Here is a 17,126-nt window from a genome sequence, read left to right as displayed (position 1 = left end):
TCAATTTAATGTTGACATTATGAAAAATAATATCTTTTTAGATGGTCTGCGTTCAGTTGCCCGAGTTGGGGAAACTGCCGTTATCGCAGCCAAAGCTGGCATTAAATACGCCACTGAAAAACCAAGTAATGCCAAACTGATGCGTGAAACTTTTGAATCATTAGGCTCAACTTATATTAAATTGGGTCAATTTATTGCCAGTACACCATCTTTATTTCCTCGTGAATATGTTGAAGAGTTTCAAGGCTGTTTAGATCAAACGCCTTATTTACCTTTTAGCTATGTTCAAGACGTGTTGGAACAAGAATTTGCTGGACGTAATTTAAGTGAAATCTTTGCATCCATCGATGAAAAGCCTCTTGCTTCAGCGTCCATTGCTCAGGTTCATGCGGCCAAATTGGTGACCGGTGAAGATGTTGTAATTAAAGTGCAAAAACCAGGTGTAGAAACTATTCTTTATACCGATTTAAATGTATTGCATTGGGCAACAAAGGTGTTGGAAAAAGCAATTCCAAAAGTAAAATTCGCTTCATTAGCCGATATTGTTGATGAAATTAAAACACGGATGGTACGTGAAGTTGATTTTATTGAAGAAGCACAAAATTTAGATGATTTTGTGAATTATCTCAATGTGTCGCAAAACACCGCAGCAACAGCACCAAAGGTCTATCATCAATTTTCAACACGTCGTGTACTTACCATGCAACGCTTGTATGGCGTGCCACTGACTGATTTTGATGTAGTGAGAAAGGTCGCGAAAGATCCATCTCAAGTGCTGATTACCGCCATGAATACTTGGTTTGGTAGTTTGATGTTATGCCAGTCTTTCCATGCTGATTTGCATGCAGGTAATCTGATGTTGCTTGAAGATGGCCGTATTGGTTTTATTGATTTTGGTATCGTTGGACAGTTAAAACCTGAAGTTTGGCAAGCATGTATGGCATTTATGGATGCTTTGCAAAAGACTGATTACAAGTTGATGGCTGAAAATATGTTGGGTATGGGCATGACCAGTACTCAAGTCGACACTCAGGTTTTGGCAGAAGATTTAGAACGTTTATTTAGTGGTGTACTGCTTGCGGATCCACAAAAAATTATGACGTCAAACCCATCTGATTTAAATGACATCATGATGGACATGGTGGGTGTAGGCGAGCGTCATGGTATTCGTTTCCCACGTGACTTCGCCTTATTATTTAAGCAAATGCTCTATTTTGATCGTTTTATGCGTGTTCTTGCGCCATATACCGATATTTATGCTGACCAACGTTTACAGATGGTGCAAAATATTGATCCTGTGTCGCTGTTAAAACATTGATATAGATGTTTTCCCTTTGTGAAAAGCTGGCTGAGTTTGATTGTAAAATCTTACTTGGCCCTTTTTAAAAGGGCATTTTTTATTTAAATTGAGAATTTATAAACGTCATGGATGCAATTATCATTGAAGGGTTGAAAGTTGAGACGGTGATCGGCTGTTTCAATTGGGAACGGCAAATTATCCAACCTTTAATGTTGGATCTCCACATTCAAACCAGTTTAGAACAAGCGTCTAACTCAGATGAATTGGTCGATACGTTGAACTATGCAGAAATTTGTGAAATTTCTGCCAAAGTGATTCAGGATGCTGCGCCAAAATTGATCGAACATGCGGCCAAATTGGTGTTGAATACGCTTTTCTCTACCTTTCCGCCTATTGAATCGATTATGATTACGATCCGTAAGCCTGCCATTATCCCGCAAGCAAATTCTGTAGGAATTCGTCTTGAACGACACCGAAATGATATTCGCCCTAGCTCTAGCGAGTAATCGCGATCCACAACAAAATTTTCAAAAAGCATTTGCTCAGATTGCCCATTTGGGAATGGTGTCATTTTCTCCAATCTATTTGATTCCATGCCGTGATGGAATTGGTGCAGATTATTGGAATGCTGCATGTTTGGTTCAAAGTCAGCTGTCTGTAGATGAAATGCTGTCTTTATTAAAAAAGATGGAAGCAGACTCAGGTCGTGTACGCCCATCACATCAAATTTCCTTGGATATTGATCTCATTGCATGGGGATCTCATTTAACTGCAATGCAATTTAATCCAAAGAAACTACCATTGGCGTTGGATGTTAAAGTGCCGATGTCTGATCTTTGGGAAGATGCATTATTCAAACATTCCGCAGATCAATTTCCAGTTATTATTTTATAGTCTTTAAAATAAATAGGTTAAAAAACAATGTATTTTAAGCCCTTGGCATTATTCAGTTGTGTGCTTTTATTTAGTGCATGTCGCCATTTACCTGAACAATCTGTTACACCAGTACAAGCTGTAAGTGAAGTGCAAAGCTTACAACAGCGGGATAACAATCTTAAGCAAAAAGTGAATGCTTATACACAAGATCAAGCTTTATTTGATGTGGCATTTGATGATCTCAATCAAGATGGACAAGATGAAGCCATCGTGCTTTTAAAAGGGCAAGATTGGTGTGGGTCTGGTGGTTGTACAATGCTGATCTTTCAAGGAAAATCTAATCACCAGTTTGACTTTTTAAGTAAAACAACCTTGGTGGATACACCAGTTTACTCTACAACATATATGCATAATGGTTGGAAGCAAGTGCTGGTTTATAGCCGAAAGCATGGGCAAGTGATGTTGAAATTTGATGGAACTCAATATCCGCTCAATCCATCTTTATTGCCTGTCGCAACTGCAAAATTGGCACCGAATACAGCTAAATTACTTTTGGGCGTTGCTGAGTAATTTTTTATTTTTAACCTACATCTCTACATCAAAATGTGGGTTAAGCAGACCTTATTAAAATACTAAAAAAACAAGCCCAGCAAGTGGGCTTGTAAATCAGTTAAATCAGACTGTTAGATAAATTAGATAAAATAACTGGTCTTGGTCATCAGTTTAGAAATAGCAGTCATGGTGATCTTCACTGGAATAGGCAGCTCTACACCACCAGCAGTTAATGCTGTATCACGATGATGCAGTTCATCTTCATTCATCTGCACCAATATTTTACGTGAGCGCTCGTCTTGAGCTGGAAGCTGACTGATATGGTGTTGTAAATGTAAGCTGACTTGGCGTTCAGTTTCAGCCACAAAACCTAAACTGTATTTATCACCTGCAATGCCAGCAAGCGCACCCATACCAAAAGAAAGACCGTACCATACAGGATTCAGCAAACTGGTATGACTGTCGAGCTCTTTTAAACGATCTTCACACCAAGCCAAATGATCTTGTTCTTCAATTGCTGCAAATTCCATTTCACGACGTACATTTGGAAGTTTGGCTGTTAATGCTTGCCCATGATAAAGCGCTTGAGCACAGACTTCACCACTATGGTTAACGCGCATTAAGCCTGCAACATGACGTGCTTCACTGACAGCCAGCTTAGTTTCTACTGCATTGGACGGATTGCTTCTTTGTGCTGAAGTTGCACCAGGTACTAAACTTCTTAAAGCTTGGTCAAATGAATTGATCAATTTATCGATGCCAGTATATTGACGCATATTAGTCCTCCAAAGAAACCTGAGTTGTCGCTATTAATGGTTTTAAACGAATTAATAACCAAGTACTAAAAATAGCACTCAGCACAGCTGTGATACAGAATAAGATTTTAATATCTATTTTCAAAATACTTAAGATGAGAATAGAAAAAATTGCCGATGAAACCATGAATATTGCATTAAAAATATTGTTTGCCGCAACCACACGTGCACGGTGAGATTTTGGGGCATAGGCTTGCATCATGGCATAAAGTGGAACGATATAAAAACCTCCACTTATGCCCAATAAGGTGACTGCAAGCATGACATGATAATAAATTGCCCCTGAATTAAACATATCAGAAATCGCAATCAGATCACCGGTACGTTCTGGAACAAAAGCCAAACTAGCTGCTAAATAGAGTGCAAATAGTGTTAAGCCAATCGCACCAAGCGGTACCATTTTGATATTCACTTCTGCACCGCCAATTTTACGGCACAGTAACGAACCTACGCCAATGCCGACAGAAAAAAATGTAAGCAATAAACTAACAACATTTTCATTGGCATGTAGGTTTTGCTGTGTTAACTGCGGGATTTGTGTGAGATAAGTTGCACCATAAAACCAGTACCAAGAATTGCCTAAAAGTACGATAAAAATTAACGGTAAACTTTTAGCATAGCGGATGGTTTGGAAACTGGTACGAAAGAAATTCCAATCGATCTCTAAGTCTTCATTTGAAGTAGATTGTTTAAGGACAAAACGACTGGATAAATAACCCACTACTGCAATAGATACGATGGTTAAGCAAATCCAGATCATATTGCCTTGTGACAGCGAAATGACTGCGCCGCCTAAAATCATCCCAATTAGAATCGCAATGGATGTGCCTGACTGAAACAGGGCGTTACCAGACATCAGTTCATTGGGTTTTAAAATTTCAGGCAAAATCGCATATTTGATTGGCCCAAAAAAAGTACTATGCGTGCCCATTAAAAATAAGGCGAAGAGTAAAATCCAAAGATTACCCAATAAAAAACCCGCTGAGGCGATCAGCATGATGATGATTTCTAAAATTTTAATACTTCGGACTAAAAATGAGCGTTCGTATTTATCTGCAATTTGACCTGCGGTCGCAGAGAAGATGAAATAGGGTAGAATAAACAGTAACGCAGCGAGATTGTTGAGTGTACTGATATTGGCAGACTGATGATGAATCCAACCATAGGTAATGACGAGTAATAATGATTGTTTATAAACATTATCATTCAGGGCGCCAAAAAACTGGGTAAGGAACATCGGTAAAAAACGTCTTGTCCCTAAAATATGCTCATTTTTTTCCATTGTAGACGACTTCATTTAGTTATATATAAGAAATGTGTTGAAATGGTAACTATCTCTCAAAATCATGTATCATGTTTTTAACTTAAATCATGTGTAAAACCAATTGGTTTGGGTATTTGAAAGATTTTTAATAATTGATCTTTCTACAAATAAATTTAGGTCATTCGAGCTTGGTATGCCAGCAAAAATTAATTTTAAAAAATCTGTGCTTTCACATAGTGTACATTTACACTTTGACCGTTATCATATCAATAAACTGATATGTTCAAGTGTTTTTTTAAGTGTTTTTGCGATCCCTGTCAGTTATGCCGATCAAATACAAAGCAATCAGAACTTGCCGTCAAGTTCTGAAACCATCAACACAAGTTCTGAAAAAATCAGCAATACTCAAGAACAATTAGAATCAGCGGCCATTCAACAAGGCGTACCCAACGAAAAGATCGACCAGTTAGATCAGAAAATTCAACAAGCTCAACAAACTGATCAAGTCGATAGCGTTAAAATGCTTGAACAACAAGAAAAAAATATGGGGGTGCAAGATGATTTTAAGCCGATCCAATTTGAAGATCTTGAAGAGTTACCTGCTGTTGCTGTGGATCAGTCTTTAGCAAATGAAATTTATAAAGTTGCAGAAGATGCGAAAACGGATGCGCAAAATTTTCGTAATGGGGTGACCAAAGCACCTCAAGTCGAAGTGACTAATGCGACTCAACAAGAATTAAATGAAATTACGCAAGCACCAGTCAATGTTGATCAGCTTATACAAACCATTCGTGCGGACAATAAAATTTCTGTAGAAGAAAATCAATCGGGTAAAACCTTGGTTGATAATACACAGAGCAATACTGATGAAGAAAAAGCTAAACCTGGCTTCTTTAAAAGTTTAGTCAATAAAATCCGTGGACCGCAAGACAACGGTGTACCAATTCCAAAAATCGGTGTTTCCGTAACAGGTGCGCCTACGGTTCTTGCAACTAACTTAAAAGCAAAATTAGGAACCTTTACCCAAGAAGCATATTCTGATTTTAATGGCTCGGTGCCACAGTTAAGAACATTGGCGGTACAGGCTGCCCAAGCAGTAGGTTATTACAATGCAGAATTCAAGTTTACTAAAATTGATGATACTCATTTAGGGGTTAAAGTTACTCCACATGATCCAGTCAAAGTGGCTGAACAAAATATTGAGTTTACAGGGGCTGGCTCTAAACTGGCACAGTTCCAAGTTATTGGCGTACTTCCTGATTTAGAAGAAGGTGATATTCTCAATCATGGTGCTTATGAATCTACCAAAAACCGAATTGTGGATGCAGCATCGAATAATGGATTTTTTGATGGTTATTGGCGTTTACATGATGTCAAAGTTGAACAACCACAAAACAAAGCCAAAATTGATTTAAAATACGAAACGGGCGATCGTTATAAACTCGAAGATGTAGAGTTCAGAATGAGTGATCCTTCTAAGCCGCTCCCAATCGATTTAAAAATCTTAAAAACCTTAGCGCCGTGGGAAGATGGTGCGGATTACACTGCATGGCGTGTTAATGGTTTGGCCAATAACTTAACCAACTCACGTTATTTTAACTATACCTTGGTTGATGCGATTAAACCGGATGCAATTGTAAAACCACTTGAGCTTCCTGCTGATCTGCAAGCCTTAGTAGATCAGCAAAAAATCACTGAAACAACATTGTCTGCGCAAACCAATGCCGATAAAGCACATTTGTCAGATAAAGAAGTGACTCAAAATGTGGTCAATGAAAATCAGTTTGCGGGAACGCAAGGTGAAGAGGTCAATCCGAACTTAAAGCAGCTTCAAGCGCAGCAGAAAGAAAAAGAATCTGATGATGATCTATTAAAAGATCAGGCACGTGAGAATAAAAAGATTCCTGTGATTGTGACTTTAAATGCGGATCGCTTAAACAGTTTAGAGACAGGTATTGGTTATGGGACCGATACAGGGGTACGTTTACGTAGCCAATATAGACGTGCGATTGTTAACCATTTAGGGCATTCTTTTGATGCCAATATGGAATTGTCACAAATTCGTCAAGCGATTGATGCTCGCTATAACATTCCTTATAAACATCCATTAAATGATTACTTCAGTTTGGTTGCGGGTTATGAACGAGAAACCCGTGATGGTATTGGTAATGACATGGATTTGGTTATTGAGTCTGCGGTAGCCGGGGTAGACCGTATTATTAAAGGTTCAAGAAAAGAGTGGCAGCATATTCTTGGTGTGCGTTACCGCTTAGACCGTGTTACTCAAAATGGTCCTGTAGATATTGCCAATATTCCTGATGCTTTTTTAATTCCTGGTTCAAATCAAGAACAGCAGTCATTGTTGTTGGGTTATGAAGCAACCAAAACAACCAGTGATAATCGGATCAATCCAACACGCGGATATAAGCAAAGTTATAAAATTCAACTTGGCAGTAAATCTTTACTTTCAGATACGGATATGGCGATCACCAGTGCAGATTGGAAAGGCTTATATTCATTTGGTCAAAATGATAATCATCAGGTGGTTGGTGGTTTGAATGTCGGCTATATTTTTGCCAAAGATTTTGAACAGGTTCCTTATAATTTAAGATATTTTGCTGGTGGAGATCAGAGTTTGCGAGGCTTTGATTATAAGAGCTTATCTCCAACGGAATATGGTTATAAAGTCGGTGGTCAAGGTTTGGCTGTCGGTTCATTGGAATACAATTACCAATTTAAAGAGGGTTGGCGTGGCGCAATATTCAGTGACTTTGGTAATGCTTACGATAAATCATTTAGTAACGATACCCAATATAGCTTAGGCTTAGGAATCCGTTGGAAGTCACCAATTGGTCCGATTCGTATTGATGTTGCATCAGGTGTTTCAGATCCTGCTCGTCCAATTCGACTGCACTTCTTTATTGGTTCACAACTTTAATTAACTAAAAATATAAGAGAATTACTGGAAATATTATGGCTGATGAAGAACATCAAGATGTTCAAAATGAACAGCAAAATGATCAACTAAAGCAAGCGCAGACGCCGAAGAAGCGCAATATATTGCGTAATATTCTGATGTCATTGCTTTTGGTCATTATTTTATTGATTGCTGCATTGGCTGTGATGTTTAGTACCGATAAAGGCAGTAAGTTTTTATTGGATCGGGTTGCTTCAAGCCAGAAAATTATTGATTACCAATATGAAAGCGGTAACTTGCTTCAAGGGATCATACTTAAAAATGTTTTGGTCACTCTCGCTGCGGTTGATGTCAAAATTGATCGTGCGGATGTTTCCTTGGGTTGGCGCGCAATATTAGATAAAGAAATTCATCTGAGCCATGCTGATGTTAACAATTTAAGAATTATCAGCAAAACACCACCAAGCGATGAACCCTTTAAGTTTAGCGAAATCAAGTTACCCTTTGTTTTACGTTTAGATGAAGCAAATGTAGATCATATGCAGTTTCAAACTGCCTCTACAAAAATTGATTTTAACGATATTCATTTAGAAAATGCATTGTGGTCGGGTACAGAGCTGAAGTTTGAAAACTCTAAAATGGACATGGGCTATTTATCTGTAAAAGACGCGACAGGTAATATGAATTTTAAACAAGGCGATTATCCGCTGAATGCCAAGGCAATTTTGCGGATCCCAAGTTTAAAAAGTTTAAATGTTGAAGATATTTATGTACATGCGCGTGGCTCACTCGACACAATTAAAGCAGGTGTTGCGACTAAAACGCCCGATCTTTTAACGGGTTGGGCGGTGATCCATCCGATGCGTCATGATGTTCCAATGAATGGTGCTTTGGTTTTTAAAGATTATCATTGGCCGTTGTTGCAGGAACAAGAATTACTGTCTAAAAATGGCTTGGCGAAATTTCAAGGCGATGTTAAAGGCCTAAACTTAGATATTAATACAGACATTAGTGGTAAAAATATCCCACAAGGTCAATATACTGCTTTAGCACATACCGATTTAACCAATCAGTTGAATATTAATAATTTAAATGGCCAATTGATGGGTGGTGCTTTAAATCTTGCAGGTTTGGTCAGTTGGCAAGATCATGTGCATTGGGATGTGCAAGGCCGTTTAGATCGAATCAATCCAAAAGACAAAATTATCCCACAAGTGATTCAAGACTTTTTACCTGTTTCGCTTGATGCCAAAATTGGTTCAGTGGGCGAATTAAAACAAGGCATGCATTTAACCGCCAATGTTGATTTTGATAAATATGAAGCTTGGAACGTTAAATTAGATCAAGCTGAACAAAAGGGTAAAAAGCCTGAACCGATGTTATTGGGTGTTAACTGGAAAAATATTGACCGAGCAGTGCCTTATGTGGGCTGGTTGAGCAGTGAACAAGGTCAGGTTGAAGTTGCACTGGTTGACGATCAGCAAAATATTCATGTGGCAACCGTTGTACGTCAACATGAAAAAGGCAGTTTACCTGAGGGCAAATACACAGCTCAGTTAGACCTAAAAGGCAATGATCTACACGTACCAGCATTTGAATATGTGGCAACGAAAGGAAGTTTATCTGGAAATGCAATCGTTGAATTACCTACTGAAAAACGCCAGTTAAAATGGAATGCCTTGCTCAATGCAAAAGATTTTAATCCACAAAGTATTGTCGCAACAGCACCAGTAGATTTAATCAATGGGCAGATAAAAGCCAATGGTTTTGCAAAACCAAATCAACAATTGATTAATTTTGATGCGATTAATTTAACCGGCCGACTTGCAAATCAAGCCAACCCTGAAACAATCCAATTGACTGGTAAAAGTACAGCCGCAGTTATTTTTAACGATGCCAATGCAGGTGGTGCTTTTAAAGGCTTTGCAGTGAATTATGATGGCGCATTAAATGCGTCACAGCTGAAACAAGGCAGTGGCTTATTAAAGATTAGAGTTGCGGGTACACCAGAGCTAATTAAAATATCTGAGCTACAGCATGATGGTGTTGCAGGAAAAATCTTAGCCAATGGCTTGGTGCATATCAGCAATGGCATCGGTTGGGATATCAACGCATCTTTGGTGCGTTTTAAACCGCAATATTTTGTTTCTTCTGTGCGTGGTGAAGTTTCTGGGAATGTGAAGACTCAGGGGAATTGGTCAGATCGTCTGAAGAGAATTAATATTCAACAATTGAATATTGCAGGCATGATCAATAACAAACCATTGAGAGGGCGAGGTAACCTTGCAGTTGTCTTAAATTCTGATTTAAAAGGCTTGATGCCACAGCAATTTGAAGCCAACAACTTATTTTTGTCTTATGCCAATAACCAAGTTCAGGCGACAGGAAATGCACAGAATCTACGATTAAAAGTCAATGCACCTGCATTATATGAGCTTTATCGGGGATTACGTGGCACAGCATATGGTTATTTGAATCTACAAGCACAGCCACGTTTGAGTGCAACTGCAAACCTCACAGTCGATAATTTTAGTTTTAATGATAGTCTAAGCATTAAAAAATTAAGCTTAAAGGGTGAATTGCCAACCTCTGAAACTGTAGCGTCGAAAATGGTGGCGCAAATGGATACTTTACGCAGTGGAAACCGTGAAATTCAGCATGCAGGAATTACACTTTCAGGCACACGTAAAGCACATTTATTACAGCTTCAGGCATGGAACTATTATTCTAAGTTTTATGTACAGCTTGCAGGTGGATTTAATGCGCAAAATGATTGGTTGGGTCAGATTCAAAAAGGTGAGTTTGACTCAGTAAGAGCACACTTATTACAACAACAAAATGCTCCTGTTATTTTTAACGCGTCAAAATCGGAGTTATATGTTGGACAGCATTGTTGGTCAAGTCAGCAAAGCCAATTGTGTTTTGATCAACCGATCCGCGCAAGTCAGCAAAATGGTAATGTTTCCTTTGTTACTAAAAATTTAGATCTGAATGATTTTGCCGCGTTTATGCCAGAAGGTTTGGCACTGACAGGTAAGTTAAATGGTTATGCAAAAGCATCATGGGCGAAAGGTGCACAACCTAAGCTAGATGCTAAGCTGGTTACCCGGAATGGGCAAATTGGTATTGCTGCAGAAGATCCAAATGACCCTTCAACTTCGATGAACTATGACGAAGCCAGTGTAATTGCGAAAAGCATAAAAGATGGTTTGTTGTTGCGTGTTGATTTAAAAGCACCGAATGTCGGAACAGGCTATGCCAGCGTCATTGTCAACCCATATGTCGAGTCTAAGCCGATGCGTGGTGAGGTGGCATTTAATGAAGTTCAGTTGAAAATCTTAAAGCCATTTATTGCCGATGTACGTAAACTCGATGGGACTTTGTCGCTTGCAGGAAAAATTAACGGTACGCTGACACAACCATTGTTTGATGGTGAAATGCGCTTGAAAAATGGTGAAATTAGTATGATTTCACTGCCTGTGAATTTGAATAATGTTCAGATTTACACTTCAATTCGTCAAGACGTTGCAACAATTAATGGTGCATTTAACAGTGGTCGTGGTGTCGGTAAAATTAATGGTAGTATCGATTGGAAAAATGATCCACATATACAATTACGTCTCAATGGCGATAAATTGCTGATTCGTCAAGCACCGTTGATTACTGCGGTTGTCGATACCGATATTGAACTGGATGCTTTACCTTTAAGTAAGAAACTGACCGTGAAAGGTAAAGTTGATGTACCTAGTGCATTAATTTCAATGCCTGAATCCAGTGCAACCGTAGTCAATGTGTCACCTGATGTGCGTATTGTAAAAGAAGGTCAAAATCAGCTGGCCGTGCTTAAAGCAGCACAGCCGTGGTCTATACGTGCCGATGTTTCAGTAAACTTGGGCGATAAAGTTATTTTCCAAGGCTTTAACAGTCGTATTCCATTGGTGGGTCGTCTTTATCTTTCTCAACGTGGTTTGGAAACTGCAATGCGTGCCAATGGTGCGATTGGTGTCAGTCAAAAAGTAACCGTTGAGGCTTATGGTCAGCGCTTAGACTTAAATCGTGCCATTGCTCGTTTTAATGGCCCATTGTCTAATCCTACATTGGATGTCGATACCAATAAGAGTATTTCTGGCAGTACCGTAGGTCTACGTATTACAGGCACAGCTTCTAGTCCAAACATTCAAGTTTATAATGATGCTGGTTTGTCTGATCAGGAAGCGATGAATGCTTTAATTACAGGACGTATTAATGAAGGGTCCAGTGGTTTAAGTAATGCTGAAGGATTTAAATCGGATGTAAACAATACGATTGCAGCAGCAGGGATCAGTTTGGGGCTAGGTGGAACACGTGCATTTACCAACCAAATTGGACGTACATTTGGTTTAAGTGGTTTGTCATTTGATGCACAAGGTACAGGCGATGATACTCAGGTCAGTTTGACGGGTTATATTACGCCAGACTTGTATATTCGTTATGGTGTGGGGGTGTTTACACCAGTGAATAAACTGACTTTACGTTATCAAATGAATAAACGTTTATATCTGGAAGCCAGCCAGTCTTTAGAAAAAGCCATTGACGTGTTCTATCATTGGAGATTCTAGCTATGGATAAAACATTTTAGATGCAATTGGCATTGAAATGTAGTTGATCAATATTGAAAAACTCGGATTACGATCCGAGTTTTTTATATTTATATCAAATGAGATGAATCATTGAGCTAAACAAAGCACATCGTAAAATGCATGGAATATGAGTAGTGCAAAGATTTTGCACATGCTATTGCAAAGCCAATAGGTGAATATATTAAGGATCTTTATATGCATTTGTTTTGCTGATTTACACTGATTATTTAAGGCTGATCATGGGGTGAATATCTAATTTTTTAGAAATAGAAAAGCCCAATGAAATATTGGGCTTTTAAAACTGATTTGAAGATGGCGTTACACGCTAAAGCACTTCAATCGTGTTATTCAGTTAATAGCACATCACCATATTGTTCACGTAAATCACGCTTTAACATCTTACCCGTCCCTGTTAAAGGAATGGATTCAACAAAAATGACTTTGTCGGGGATTTGCCATTTTGCAATCTTATCAGCATAGTAATCCAGTAGATCTTGCTCAGTAATGTGAGTGCCTTGCTGTTTAATCGCAATCACCACTGGACGTTCATCCCATTTCGGGTGGTTTGCTGCAATGACGGCAGCCATCGCAATTTCAGGATGATTCATGGCAATATTTTCAAGCTCAACAGAAGAAATCCACTCACCACCTGATTTAATTAAATCTTTGGCACGATCACTTAAAAGCAAATAGCCATCTTCATTAATCGTGGCGATATCACCAGTATCAAACCAACCATCAGCACTTAATGCTTTTTCTGATTTGCCATAATAAGATTCAATAATCCAATGGCCTTTTACTTGCAGATTCCCCGTGCTATGTCCATCACGAGCAACTTCGTGTGTACCATTTTCTTCATCGGTAATACGTAAATCTACGCCGAAAGGTGGGCGACCTTGAGATAGGCGAACTTTAAATTGTTCTTCTTCACTTAAATTTAAGTGTTTGGCTTTGAGCTGATTACCTGTACCCAATGGGCTCATTTCAGTCATGCCCCATGCATGAATGGTTTCACAATGATAAATATCTCTAAATGCTTTCATCATTGCTGGTGGGCAGGCTGAACCGCCAACAACATTGCGTTTAAGGCTTTCAAGAGTGCTGCCAGATTGTTTTGCTGCTGCAAGCAGGCCTTGCCAAATAGTCGGTACACCAAGTGCAATACTGACTTTATATTCATCAATCATTTGTACTAAGCTGGCGCCATCTAAACCTGGCCCCGGGAGTATCAACGTACAACCAACCATTGCTGCGGCATAAGGTGTACCCCAAGCATTGACATGGAACATGGGAACCACAGGTAACATAATATCTTTTGCAGATAAATTTAGAGAGTCGGGTAGCGCGATCGCATAGGTGTGTAAAATGGTTGAGCGATGACTATACAATGCGCCTTTTGGATTGCCTGTTGTCCCTGATGTATAGCAAAGCGAGCTTGCAGTATTTTCCTCAAAATTAGGCCACTCGTACTGTACAGAATGTTCTGCAATCAGCACATCATAGAACTTAACATCTGGGAGGGCATCGGCAATATCTTGGTCAAAAGCACCCAGATAAACGAAATGCTCTACATGAGGGGTAAGGGCTTTCACTGCTTTGATTAGCGGTAAAAATGTTTTATCAAATAACACCACTTTGTCTTGAGCATCATTGATAATAAAGATCAATTGTTCAGGAAAGAGTCTAGGGTTAATGGTGTGGCAGACTAAGCCACTTCCAGAAATTGCATACCAAGATTCAAGATGACGATGATTATTCCATGCAATCGTTGCAACTCGGTCACCTAAGCCTAAACCCAGTCCAGCAAGTGCATTGGCAAAGCGTTTCGCATTCTCGCTTACATGTGTCCAATCTGTCTTTGTAATCGTGCCATCGGTATTTTTTGAAATAATCGCAGTATCACCATGATAACGCGTAGCATGCTCAATGAGGCTACTGATTAATAATGGTTGCTGCATCATACGTCCTTGCATATAAAATTCCTTTATAATCTTGTTGATAGGCTTAAATTGTATTTTTCTCAGAAGCTTTCTAAGTGAAAAAAATTGTTAAATAGAAAAAGCTATCATTTCATCCTATATAAAAGTCAGATTAAATCAAGCTTAAAAACAATATATTTTTGCAACATTTTTATTCTTTTAACCAATAAAAAACAATAGCTTAGTTGGATTATCACAATTTGAAAATTTGATTATGAAATTTGGGATATCAGACTAAAGAACTAGGAGAAAGTATTATTCAGATATATGTATATGTGCTAAACATATTACATGTCTTGTTAAGGCATTGATGTTTTAGGATGAAACTATATTGACGTGACATATTAAAAGGAGTTTTAGAATGTTTCAAAAGATCAGAAAATTATTGTGTATCCACAGTTTTGAATATGAAATTGGACATAATATTGTGGTTAAAGAGTGCCGTAAGTGTGGTGCTCATCATTAATTTTCTAGAAGCGATCGCAAAATATCACTATATTATGATCATTCGATAAAATATGGTGATATTTAGAAAGCGTTATATCTCTAAATGAAAATAATAAAAATCTAGTTTTGCAAGCTGATTCATTCAATCTTATGGTGATAGATGTCCTCGTTTGATTGCATATGGCTGTTTTATTTTATTGCTTAAGGCTGTCTTGGTTTTTTAAGTATTGCTAAATTTACGTTAGAATAATGCTATTCTTGTTTTATTGTCTTTGAATCATAATGTCTAAAGATTTTTTAGCTGAAAATTATATTGTCGATGAACATCTTGCTGATACTTTAAATTGGTTATGCCAACATCAAGATTGTTATGATGCTTTTCAATTTGATGTGTTGACTCAAGAACTCAAAGTTCATCATGCCAATGGTACAGATATCATTCGTCAGGGGATGTATCTTACGGCAAAGTACGGAATTTTAATCACATCTTTATAGTGAGTTGGTGCTCAACGATTGTCGCTAAAATCAGCATGTAACATATTCTTGCGCTTAAATTTAATTTATCGTGTTTTTTTACTTTGATTAATGCGACAAAAAAGTCAAAACACAGCTAAAATATAGCTTGAATAGTGTGTATTGAATCCATAATGAATATGAACGCATCAGAACATCAGCGTAGCATTTTGGCTACGATGGGAATAGAGCTTTGGATCCCCAAGGTTGATGTTCAAACACGTCATTATGAAAATGCGCTATACCGTGATATTGCTCAAGTTGAACGGGATATTGCTGTTGTGCCTGAATTGAACACGCATTCAACTCAATCTGATGCAAAATTAGAAAATCAAAATGTACAGCCGTCACAGATTGAAAAAGCACATCAGCCTGAAGTTTCTTTATTAAAACGAAATCCTGAAACACAGCAAACTGAAGAAATTTCAGCGCCTGAACAAATTCAGCAACAGACAAACTTTATTGTCGAGCCTGCATTACAAATTGCGCCATTTGAAATCCAAGCCTATTGCATTGAAAGCTGTGTCATCTTTGTCGATTGTACTCAAATCAGCGCTGATCAATTAACACTATGGGGCAATATACAGCAGGCGATTGTAGGGCAGTTTTATGATTTAAAATGGCCTTTTCCAATGTTGCAGCTTCAAGATGGGAGAGGGGCTGCGATGTATATTCAAGGGTTTGTTGATGCTCTAAGGCAAGAGCGCAAAATCATCAGTCTTGGTCAATTGCCTTATTTAAACAATACTGAAATGTTTGAATTGGCAAGTTTACAAGAGATGATTGAGCAACCCTTATTAAAACGCCGCCTATGGCAATTTATGCAAAATAAACTGAATTAGTTTTCAAGATCTGTACTGAGAGGTTTTCTGGGATATGAATAAAAAAGTGGTTGTATTTAGTCAAATCGACTCAGAAGTTCAAGCAAAATTAGCAGAAAAATATCAGTTGGTTGTATTGAATCCTAAGCAAGGCGATATCAATGCACAAATTCGTCAAGCGGTTGTTGATGCAGACGCAATGATTGGTGCGGGTCGTTTGATTAATGAAAGCAATATAGCCACTGCAGAAAAATTAAAAATTATCTCCTCTGTCAGTGTAGGCTATGATAATTACGATGTTGATTATTTAAATCAAAAGAAAATCTGGTTGTCGAATACACCACACGTATTAACCGAAACGACTGCGGATTTAGCGTTTACTTTGTTGATGAGTGCCGCACGTAAAGTACCGAGTCTAGATCACTGGACCAAACAAGGTGAGTGGCAACGTACAGTCAATGCGACACAATTTGGTCAAGAAATTTTTGGTAAAACTTTAGGAATAATCGGTTTAGGTCATATCGGTGCAGCAATTGCACGACGTGGATTTTATGGCTTTAATATGAATATTTTGTATCATAATCGCCGTGAAAAAATCGAAGTTGCACAACAGTTTAATGCACAATATAAAAGTCTTGAAGCACTGTTAAAACAAGCTGATTTTGTTGTGGTTGCAGTAGACTTAAATAGCCAATCTAAAGCATTAATCGGTGCTCAAGAGTTTGCCTTGATGCAAAAGTACGCTGTTTTTGTCAATATTGCGCGTGGTTCAGTAGTGGATGAACAGGCATTAACTGAAGCTTTACAGAACCGTCAAATTTTTGCTGCGGGTCTAGATGTATACCAAAAAGAACCGTTGCAACAATCGCCATTGTTTGAGTTGGATAATGTCGTGACTTTACCGCATATCGGCTCAGCAACTGCCGAGACGCGCAAGAAAATGGCGGAACTGGCTTTTCAAAATTTAGTCGATGCTTTGGAACAACGCACACCAAGATATTTAGTCAATGAAAACTTCTAGTG

Annotated in this window: 12 protein-coding genes; 9 read left to right on the top strand and 3 right to left on the bottom strand. The window is 38.4% G+C overall.

From position 1 onward, the window contains the following. The first annotated feature begins 19 nt into the window (after positions 1 to 19). The 4 genes from F981_RS09665 to F981_RS09650 all read left to right on the top strand — a co-directional run bounded on the left by F981_RS09665 (position 20) and on the right by F981_RS09650 (position 2,746). Positions 20 to 1,318: an ABC1 kinase family protein gene (locus tag F981_RS09665; RefSeq protein ID WP_004721001.1), complete on the top strand. Its 1,299-nt coding sequence runs from the start codon at positions 20 to 22 to the stop codon at positions 1,316 to 1,318. 107 nt (positions 1,319 to 1,425) lie between these two features. Continuing rightward, entirely contained in the window at positions 1,426 to 1,806 is a 381-nt protein-coding gene (gene folB, locus F981_RS09660) for a dihydroneopterin aldolase (RefSeq protein ID WP_004720998.1), read from the top strand. Next, positions 1,763 to 2,194: a 2-amino-4-hydroxy-6-hydroxymethyldihydropteridine diphosphokinase gene (locus F981_RS09655; protein ID WP_016539512.1), complete on the top strand. Its 432-nt coding sequence runs from the start codon at positions 1,763 to 1,765 to the stop codon at positions 2,192 to 2,194. The genes folB and F981_RS09655 overlap by 44 nt, the downstream gene beginning before the upstream one ends. A 27-nt stretch (positions 2,195 to 2,221) precedes the next feature. Then, on the top strand, positions 2,222 to 2,746 hold the full coding sequence (locus F981_RS09650; protein ID WP_004720995.1) for a hypothetical protein: 525 nt from the start codon (positions 2,222 to 2,224) through the stop codon (positions 2,744 to 2,746). A gap of 122 nt (positions 2,747 to 2,868) precedes the next feature. Here the strand turns inward: F981_RS09650 and coq7 are convergent, their stop codons facing one another. Beyond that, on the bottom strand, positions 2,869 to 3,504 hold the full coding sequence (coq7, locus tag F981_RS09645) for a 2-polyprenyl-3-methyl-6-methoxy-1,4-benzoquinone monooxygenase (RefSeq protein WP_004720993.1): 636 nt from the start codon (positions 3,502 to 3,504) through the stop codon (positions 2,869 to 2,871). A 1-nt stretch (position 3,505) separates the two neighbouring features. Further along, entirely contained in the window at positions 3,506 to 4,825 is a 1,320-nt protein-coding gene (locus F981_RS09640; RefSeq protein WP_004720991.1) for an MFS transporter, read from the bottom strand. 175 nt (positions 4,826 to 5,000) lie between these two features. On the opposite strand from F981_RS09640, the gene F981_RS09635 reads away from it, so the two are divergent. Both F981_RS09635 and F981_RS09630 read left to right on the top strand, forming a co-directional pair. Continuing rightward, positions 5,001 to 7,745 carry an autotransporter assembly complex protein TamA gene (locus tag F981_RS09635; protein ID WP_004720989.1) on the top strand — a complete coding sequence of 915 codons (2,745 nt, stop codon included), beginning with the start codon at positions 5,001 to 5,003 and terminating at the stop codon, positions 7,743 to 7,745. A gap of 35 nt (positions 7,746 to 7,780) precedes the next feature. After that, positions 7,781 to 12,322 carry a translocation/assembly module TamB domain-containing protein gene (locus tag F981_RS09630; RefSeq protein ID WP_004720987.1) on the top strand — a complete coding sequence of 1,514 codons (4,542 nt, stop codon included), beginning with the start codon at positions 7,781 to 7,783 and terminating at the stop codon, positions 12,320 to 12,322. A 365-nt stretch (positions 12,323 to 12,687) separates the two neighbouring features. On the opposite strand, the gene F981_RS09625 is transcribed toward F981_RS09630, so the two are convergent. Further along, positions 12,688 to 14,316: a long-chain-fatty-acid--CoA ligase gene (locus F981_RS09625; RefSeq protein WP_004720985.1), complete on the bottom strand. Its 1,629-nt coding sequence runs from the start codon at positions 14,314 to 14,316 to the stop codon at positions 12,688 to 12,690. Between the two features lie 735 nt (positions 14,317 to 15,051). On the opposite strand from F981_RS09625, the gene F981_RS09620 reads away from it, so the two are divergent. The 3 genes from F981_RS09620 to F981_RS09610 all read left to right on the top strand — a co-directional run bounded on the left by F981_RS09620 (position 15,052) and on the right by F981_RS09610 (position 17,124). Then, positions 15,052 to 15,264 (top strand): hypothetical protein, encoded by a 213-nt coding sequence (locus tag F981_RS09620; RefSeq protein ID WP_004720981.1) that lies wholly within the window; start codon positions 15,052 to 15,054, stop codon positions 15,262 to 15,264. 152 nt (positions 15,265 to 15,416) lie between these two features. Beyond that, positions 15,417 to 16,124: a hypothetical protein gene (locus tag F981_RS09615; RefSeq protein WP_004720980.1), complete on the top strand. Its 708-nt coding sequence runs from the start codon at positions 15,417 to 15,419 to the stop codon at positions 16,122 to 16,124. A 34-nt stretch (positions 16,125 to 16,158) separates the two neighbouring features. Further along, on the top strand, positions 16,159 to 17,124 hold the full coding sequence (locus F981_RS09610; RefSeq protein ID WP_004720978.1) for a 2-hydroxyacid dehydrogenase: 966 nt from the start codon (positions 16,159 to 16,161) through the stop codon (positions 17,122 to 17,124). The last annotated feature ends 2 nt before the right edge of the window (positions 17,125 to 17,126 follow it).

It is taken from the genome of Acinetobacter guillouiae CIP 63.46 (assembly GCF_000368145.1).
GTDB lineage: Bacteria > Pseudomonadota > Gammaproteobacteria > Pseudomonadales > Moraxellaceae > Acinetobacter > Acinetobacter guillouiae.
Note: the sequence above shows the minus strand (reverse complement) of the source record. Positions and strands in the feature narration are given on the sequence as shown.